This window comes from Rhodopseudomonas sp. (assembly GCF_048594845.1).
In the GTDB taxonomy this organism is placed as follows: domain Bacteria; phylum Pseudomonadota; class Alphaproteobacteria; order Rhizobiales; family Xanthobacteraceae; genus Rhodopseudomonas.
This window is the reverse complement of record NZ_JBMDXE010000259.1, coordinates 1-5,847: the sequence shown is the minus strand read 5'-3', so window position 1 is coordinate 5,847 and position 5,847 is coordinate 1. Positions and strand designations below refer to the sequence as shown.

At 65.0% G+C, this 5,847-nt stretch carries 7 protein-coding genes and 1 pseudogene; 7 read left to right on the top strand and 1 reads right to left on the bottom strand.

The window, feature by feature from the left end:
• The 7 genes from ACOJTD_RS16845 to dapB all read left to right on the top strand — a co-directional run.
• A partial coding sequence (locus ACOJTD_RS16845) for an Hsp70 family protein (protein ID WP_420134033.1) occupies positions 1–996 on the top strand: 996 nt, incomplete at its 5' end.
• Between the two features lie 172 nt (positions 997–1,168).
• Complete coding sequence (gene dnaJ / locus ACOJTD_RS16840; RefSeq protein ID WP_420134032.1) at positions 1,169–2,305, top strand: molecular chaperone DnaJ; 1,137 nt, start codon at positions 1,169–1,171, stop codon at positions 2,303–2,305.
• A gap of 91 nt (positions 2,306–2,396) precedes the next feature.
• On the top strand, positions 2,397–3,002 hold the full coding sequence (locus tag ACOJTD_RS16835) for a class I SAM-dependent methyltransferase (RefSeq protein ID WP_420134031.1): 606 nt from the start codon (positions 2,397–2,399) through the stop codon (positions 3,000–3,002).
• Positions 3,003–3,126: 124 nt separating this feature from the next.
• Positions 3,127–3,708, top strand: a complete 582-nt coding sequence (locus tag ACOJTD_RS16830; RefSeq protein ID WP_420134030.1) for an NADPH-dependent FMN reductase — start codon at positions 3,127–3,129, stop codon at positions 3,706–3,708.
• Positions 3,709–3,713: 5 nt separating this feature from the next.
• Positions 3,714–4,421 (top strand): orotidine-5'-phosphate decarboxylase, encoded by a 708-nt coding sequence (gene pyrF / locus ACOJTD_RS16825; RefSeq protein WP_420134029.1) that lies wholly within the window; start codon positions 3,714–3,716, stop codon positions 4,419–4,421.
• A 15-nt stretch (positions 4,422–4,436) separates the two neighbouring features.
• Positions 4,437–4,745: a DUF1330 domain-containing protein gene (locus tag ACOJTD_RS16820; protein WP_420134028.1), complete on the top strand. Its 309-nt coding sequence runs from the start codon at positions 4,437–4,439 to the stop codon at positions 4,743–4,745.
• A gap of 90 nt (positions 4,746–4,835) precedes the next feature.
• Positions 4,836–5,651 (top strand): 4-hydroxy-tetrahydrodipicolinate reductase, encoded by an 816-nt coding sequence (gene dapB, locus ACOJTD_RS16815; protein WP_420134027.1) that lies wholly within the window; start codon positions 4,836–4,838, stop codon positions 5,649–5,651.
• 39 nt (positions 5,652–5,690) lie between these two features.
• Here the strand turns inward: dapB and ACOJTD_RS16810 are convergent.
• Positions 5,691–5,847 (bottom strand): annotated as a pseudogene (locus ACOJTD_RS16810) (2,3-bisphosphoglycerate-independent phosphoglycerate mutase); the annotation flags it as partial.

The following is a 5,847-nucleotide window of genomic DNA, read 5'->3' as shown; positions in this document are numbered from 1 at the left end:
CTCGTCGACAGCCTGATCCAGCGCACGATCGAGCCGATGAAGAAGGCGCTCGCCGACGCCGGCCTGAAGGCCAGCGACATTTCGGAAGTGGTGCTGGTCGGCGGCATGACCCGCATGCCGAAGGTTCAGGAAGTGGTGAAGCAGCTGTTCGGCAAGGAGCCGCACAAGGGCGTCAACCCGGACGAAGTCGTGGCGATTGGCGCGGCGATCCAGGCCGGCGTGCTGCAGGGCGACGTCAAGGACGTGCTGCTGCTCGACGTCACCCCGCTGTCGCTGGGCATCGAAACGCTGGGTGGCGTGTTCACCCGGATCATCGAGCGCAACACCACGATCCCGACCAAGAAGAGCCAGGTGTTCTCGACCGCGGAGGACAATCAGAACGCGGTCACCATCCGGGTCTTCCAGGGTGAGCGCGAAATGGCGGCCGACAACAAGATCCTCGGCCAGTTCGACCTGATGGGCATTCCGCCGGCCCCGCGCGGCATGCCGCAGATCGAGGTGACGTTCGACATCGACGCCAACGGCATCGTCAACGTCTCGGCCAAGGACAAGGCGACCGGCAAGGAGCAGCAGATCCGCATCCAGGCTTCGGGCGGTCTGTCCGACGCCGACATCGACAAGATGGTCAAGGATGCCGAGGCCAATGCGGCCGAGGACAAGCGCCGCCGCGAAGCGGTCGATGCCAAGAACCACGCCGACGCGCTGGTGCACTCCACCGAGAAGGCGCTGGCCGAGCATGGTTCGAAGGTCGAGGAGAGCGAGCGTCGCGCCATCGAGGACGCGCTGGGCGACCTGCGCGAAGCCCTGAAGGGTGACGATGCCGAGGCCATCAAGGCCAAGAGCAACACGCTGGCGCAGGCTTCGATGAAGCTCGGCGAGGCGATGTACAAGCAGCAGGCCGAATCCGACGCCGCGAAGCACGCGGCCAAGGACGATGTCGTCGACGCCGAGTTCACCGAGGTGGACGACGACAAGAACAACAAGAAGTCGGCCTAATCCAGCTTCTTGACGGAGAATCCGACCCCCATCTGACGAACGCGCCTTTGCGATCATCAGGTGGGGGTTGTTTTCGTTGGGCCAGACGCGGCATGAAAGCTGCAGGCTTCAAGGCTGTGGCTGAAGCTGCAGGCTGCCGTAGGGATCGAACGAGTTCGAGCAGGTTTGACGGATGTCCACGACCAAGCGTTGCTACTACGAAACCCTTGAAGTCGAGCGCAACGCCGACGAATCGACGCTCAAGAGCGCATTCCGCAAGTTGGCGATGAAGTGGCACCCGGATCGCAATCCGGGCGACGCCTCCAGCGAGATCAAGTTCAAGGAAATCAACGAAGCCTACGAGGTGCTGAAGGACGGCGACAAGCGCGCCGCCTACGACCGCTACGGCCACGCCGCGTTCGAGCAGGGCATGGGCGGCGGCGCGGGATTCGGCGCCGGCTTCGCGTCATCGTTCTCCGATATTTTCGAAGACCTGTTCGGCATGGCCGGTCAGCGTGGCCGCGGCACCGGCCGCGAGCGCGGCGCCGATCTGCGCTACAACATGGAGATCACCCTCGAGGACGCCTACAAGGGCAAGACCGCGCAGATCGAGATTCCGGTTTCGGTGACCTGCGATCCCTGCTCCGGCACCGGCGCCAAGGCCGGCACCAAGCCGAAGACCTGCTCGACTTGCGGCGGCGCCGGGCGCGTGCGGCAGGCCCAGGGCTTCTTCACGCTGGAGCGTACCTGCCCGAGCTGCCAGGGGCGCGGCCAAACGATCGAGGATCCCTGCCCGTCCTGCAGCGGCTCCGGCCGTGTCACCAAAGAACGCAATCTCTCGGTCAACATTCCGCAGGGCGTCGAGGATGGCACCCGCATCCGTCTCGCCGGCGAAGGCGAGGCCGGGGTCCGCGGTGGTCCTCCCGGCGACCTCTACATTTTCCTGTCGCTGGCTCCGCACGACATCTTCCAGCGCGATGGCGCGGACCTGCACTGCCGCGTGCCAATCTCGATGGTGACTGCGGCGCTCGGCGGTGAGTTCGAAGTCCCGACGATCGAGCGCGGCAAGACCAAGGTGAAGGTCCCCTCGGGCACGCAGACGGGCCGACGTTTCCGTATCGCGGGAAAAGGCATGCCCGTGCTTCGCTCGCGCCAGATTGGCGATATGTATGTCCAGGTTGCCGTGGAAACGCCGCAAAATCTCACGAAGAAGCAGCAGGAGCTGCTGGCGGAATTCGAAAAATTGTCTTCCGGTGCAACTCAACCCGAGGCCGCGGGTTTCTTCTCCAAGGTCAAGGACTTCTTCGGCTCCCGCGCAAGCACTCCCTAACCGTCTAACTTGACCGGCTGGGAAGTGCCCTATAGTTGTGATGTAACAATAATTTGACACTGGGCTAAATACCTCCCGGTTTGGTAGCGGAATGGCTTTGCAGTCCACGGCTCGTGCGTTGAAGAAGCCGCCCCGTCCTCTCGATGACGAGGTTCGCTTCCTTCGTTCCTGGATCGAAAAGCCGCTGCACATGGGCGCGGTGATGCCTTCGGGCAAACTGCTCGCCCGCACTATGGCCCAGTATGTCGATATCGATTCGAACGGGCCCGTCATCGAACTTGGACCGGGGACCGGCGCGATCACGAACGCGCTGGTCGAGCATGGTGTCGATCAGAAGCGGCTGGTTCTGGTCGAATACAATCCGAGCTTCTGCGCGCTGCTGCGCGAACGCTACCCGCAAGCCACCATCGTGCAAGGCGACGCTTACCGGCTGCGCGATACGCTGTGGCAGATCCTGCCAGATCCGGCGACCGCGGTGGTGTCCGGCCTTCCGCTCGTCACCAAGCCGATGTTGACCCGGATGAAGCTGATCCGGGATTCGTTCAATCTGCTCGAGCCCGGCGCGCCCTTCGTTCAGTTCACCTATTCGGTGGCGCCTCCGATTCCCAAATCGCTCCCCGGCGTTGCGACCGAAGCGTCGGAACGGATCTGGATGAACATCCCGCCGGCTCGGGTCTGGGTCTATCGGAAAGGTTGAGACCTTCCTGCCTTTCCCGATTTGCTGCCGCTGCTCTCCTCGCCGAATTTTCAGTTTCCCCGCCGCTCAACTCCGTTAAACAAAGCGCGGTCGCGCCTGCGTGGGCCGTCAGGAGATCAGCGTCATGTCCGCGGTGAAGATCCTCGTCATTCCGGGTTCGCTGCGCACCGGCTCGCACAATGTGCGGCTGGCGGCTGCAGCCGTGCATGAATTCGCCAAGGCCGACGTCGACGTCACCCGGATCTCGCTCGGGGACTATCCGCTGCCGATCTACGACGGCGACCTCGAGGCGAAGTCCGGTGTGCCGGCCAATGCGGTGAAGCTGAAGCGGATGATCGGCTCGCATCACGGCGTGCTGATCGTCACGCCGGAATACAACTCGGCGCCGCCGGCACTGCTCAAGAACGCGATCGACTGGGTGACGCGCGTCGAGGATCCGCACGAGACACAGGGACAGGTCTTCCGTGAACGTGCCTTCGCGCTGGCCTCCGCGTCCGAAGGCAAGCTCGGCGGTGCGCGATGCCTTGCGGCGCTGCGGCTGATCCTGTCCGGCTGCCGCGCGCCGGTGATTCCCAACCAACTCACGCTGTCCTTCGCGCATCAGGCGTATGACGAGAGCGATCGTCTGAAGCTTCCCGCCGATATCGCCGCGATGGACGCGATGGTCCGGCAATTGATCGACTTCGCTCAGCAAATGATGAGGTAACCGACATGGCGCAGGCCGACCCCGCAGATCGTGACCGGCTGATCGTCGCGCTCGACGTGCCGAGCGTCGAGGCCGCCGAAGCGATGATCGCCCGGCTCGGCGACAGCGTTGGCTTCTACAAGATCGGCTATCAGCTCGCCTATGCAGGCGGGCTCGCGCTGGTGCCGAAGCTGGTTGATGCCGGCAAGAAGGTGTTCGTCGATCTCAAGCTGCACGACATCGGCAACACGGTCGCGCGGGGCGTGGAAAGCCTCAGCTCATTGGGGGCGACCTTCCTCACCGTGCACGCCTATCCGCAGACGATGCGGGCCGCTGTCGAGGCGCGCGGCAACTCGGGCTTGAAAATCCTCGCCGTCACCGTGCTCACCTCCTACGATGATCGCGATCTCACCGACGCCGGCTACGCGCTCGGCGTGCGCGACCTGGTCGAGGCACGCGCCCGCCAGGCGCAGGCGATCGGCGTCGACGGCCTGGTGTGCTCGCCCGAGGAAGCCGGCCATCTGCGCGGCCTGATCGGCCCCGACATGGCACTGGTGACGCCAGGCATCCGGCCGGCCGGCGCGGCCGCCGGTGATCAGAAACGGATCATGACGCCCGGCAAGGCGATCGCCGCCGGCGCCAGCTATCTGGTGGTCGGCCGTCCGGTGATGGAAGCAGCCGACCCGAAGCAGGCGGCCGATGCGATCGTCGCCGAGATCGCGGCTGCGAAATAACGACGGGAGAGAACGATGGCCAAAGGCTACTGGGTGGCGCGGGTCGATGTGCACGACCTCGACGCCTACAAGCGTGACTACGTCGCTCACAATGGCGCGGTATTCGCCAAATTCGGCGCCCGGGTCCTCGTCCGCGGCGGATCCTTTGAGACTGCCGAAGGCTCGTCGCGCAGCCGCAACGTGGTGATCGAATTCCAGGACTACGCCACGGCACTCGCCTGCTTTCATTCCCCGGAATATCAGGCGTTGGTCAAAGCTCGCGCTCCCTACGCGGAGAGCGACCTGATTATCATCGAGGGCTATGACGGCCCGCAGCCTGGCTGACCGCCGGTCGCGGTGCGGCTTCGCCGTCCGGTGAGTTGCCGCGTTGTCATCGCGCCGCTATACCGCGCCTAGAAAGAGGATCGTGAGCCGATGTCCGAGATGCGTCTGATCGTTGCCGGAGCCGGCGGCCGCATGGGCCGCGCCCTGACGCGGGCGATCAGCGAGACCAAAGGCGTCGTGCTGACCGGCGCGCTGGAAGCGCCGGGCTCGGAGTTGCTCGGCCAGGATGCCGGCGTGCTCGCCGGCCTGCCGGCCAACGGCGTTCAGCTGTCGGGCGATTTGTGGAAGCTCTCGGCGAATGCCGACGGCATCCTCGACTTCACCGTGCCGGCCGCCACGCTCGCCAATGTGGCGATCGCGGCGCAGCGCGGCATCGTCCATGTGATCGGCACCACCGGGCTGTCGTCGTCCGACAATGCGGTGATCCAGAGCGTCACCAAGCAGGCGATCGTGGTGAAGTCCGGCAATATGAGCCTCGGCGTCAATCTGCTGGCGGCGCTGGCGAAGCGCGTGGCGCAGTCGCTGGACGACAGTTTCGACATCGAGATCGTCGAAATGCATCACCGCGCCAAGATCGATGCGCCGTCCGGCACTGCGCTGTTGCTCGGCGAGGCGGCGGCCGCCGGCCGCAAGGTCGATCTGGAAACGCATTCTGCGCGCGGCCGTGACGGCATCACCGGCGCCCGCAAGACCGGCGACATCGGCTTCGCGTCGCTGCGCGGCGGCACCGTGACCGGCGATCACAGCGTGATCTTCGCCGGCCCCTATGAGCGCATCGAACTCAGCCACAGGGCCGAGGACCGCATGATCTTCGCCCATGGGGCGCTGAAAGCGGCGATGTGGGCGCACGGCAAGAAGCCGGGCCTGTATTCGATGATGGACGTGCTCGGGCTCGCCGAGCTCTGAGCGCATCAAACGCGGCGGCGGAGATCGCCGCGCGCGGTGCTAACCGATCAGCGATTTGCCGGTCATCTCGGTCGGCTGTGGCAGCCCCATCAGCTTGAGCAGTGTGGGCGCGAGATCGGACAGCTGCCCGTCGCTCAGCGGGCCGTTATCACCTACCAGCAGAACGGGCACCGGATTGGTGGTGTGCGCGGTGTGC